Source organism: Spirosoma pulveris (genome assembly GCF_054781875.1).
Genome location: NZ_BAAGTO010000058.1, coordinates 1 through 1,380 on the forward strand (window position 1 = coordinate 1; position 1,380 = coordinate 1,380).

The 1,380-nt window shown below is 47.4% G+C and carries 2 protein-coding genes; both read left to right on the top strand.

Features of this window, described 5'->3' with window-relative positions; translation table 11 throughout:
• The first annotated feature begins 35 nt into the window (after window positions 1-35).
• Window positions 36-431, top strand: coding sequence for a hypothetical protein (locus ACYVJM_RS32050; protein WP_461152200.1), 396 nt, complete (start codon window positions 36-38; stop codon window positions 429-431).
• 23 nt (window positions 432-454) lie between these two features.
• On the top strand, window positions 455-1,345 hold the full coding sequence (locus tag ACYVJM_RS32055; RefSeq protein ID WP_461152201.1) for an IS3 family transposase: 891 nt from the start codon (window positions 455-457) through the stop codon (window positions 1,343-1,345).
• The last annotated feature ends 35 nt before the right edge of the window (window positions 1,346-1,380 follow it).

The window sequence follows — 1,380 nt, forward strand, 5'->3', positions numbered from 1 at the left end:
ACGTATGCTACTGGAAAATCTAGTCAGAATCCAGTATGAATACGTATCTTAATGATTTGTTAGGCTATAAGAAAAAGAAAACTCGACACCTATTCCGCTGGAAGGTCGTCGAAGCCTATCGCGCCGAACGAGTCCAGGCCTCCGAACTGGAAGAAACCCTGGGCATCCCCATGAGAGAGCTGCGCCGTCTCAACCGCAACTACTTCAGATTACGCTTACTTCCCCTTTTACAACCCAAAAACCGCCGAAAAACCATGAAACGAGACGCGGACTATGTCAAAACGCTGGAGCGAAAACTAGCTGACATGGAAAAGGAGAACCAGTTTCTCCGCTTACAGGCGGAAGCCTATCAAACGGTGATTCAAATTGCCGAAGAGCAGTTTCACATTCCAATCATAAAAAAGCCTGGCGCCAGGCGGCCGAAAAATTAACTCGTCGCTACCCTTTAGTGGGCATGGAGTTGATTTGTAGACTGTTTGGCCGAGTGCGTCAAGCCTGGTATGCGGCTACCCGGCAAAAAGAAAAAGTGGGTTTTCAGACGGATGCTATCTTACAGGAAGTCAGGCGAATACGTCGTGACATTCCAGGTATGGGTACCCACAAACTCCATCATGAAATGCAGGTATTTTTAACCCGGCATCGCATCAAACTGGGTCGGGATCGCCTGCATGCGCTCTTGAAGGAAAATGGCATGTTGGCTAAACGAAAGGCTCAAAAGGTTACCACAACTCAATCGAACCATACACATTTTAAATACCCCAACAAGGTCAAAAATGTGATTCCTTCTCGGGCTAATGAGTTGTGGGTGAGCGATCTAACGTATATCTCAGTTGGGCAAACTTACGCATATCTCTACATCATTATGGATGCTTTTTCGCGTAAGATCGTGGGCTGGTCGTTTGAGAAAACGATGCATGCTCAAGGGGCTTTGAGGTCGCTAAATATGGCTTTACTAGCTCGGAAAGATATCAGCCAACCGTTAATCCATCATTCAGATCGGGGCGTTCAGTACTGCTCTTGGGCGTATGTGCAACGATTGCGGCAAGTGAATGCGACCATCAGTATGACTGAGTCGGGTGATCCGAACGAAAACTCGATGGCTGAGCGCGTGCTGCAATCCCTAAAAGATGATTGTAAACTGAGCCGGACTTTTACTTCTTTTGGGGCAGCAACTGAGGGCATCGAACGAGCGATTACGGCTTATAACACGGTCCGTCCGCACGCTTCGCTGAATTATTTAACCCCGCACCAGATGCACCAGCGAAAGCGTAAAGTCAAGTTACGCTGGTACCCTTACAAGAAAGTGAGGTACGGAAATGTGCAATATGAAGGCCTGTTACGGTGATTTTAATATCTGTCCAACTCAATCAGTAGCATACG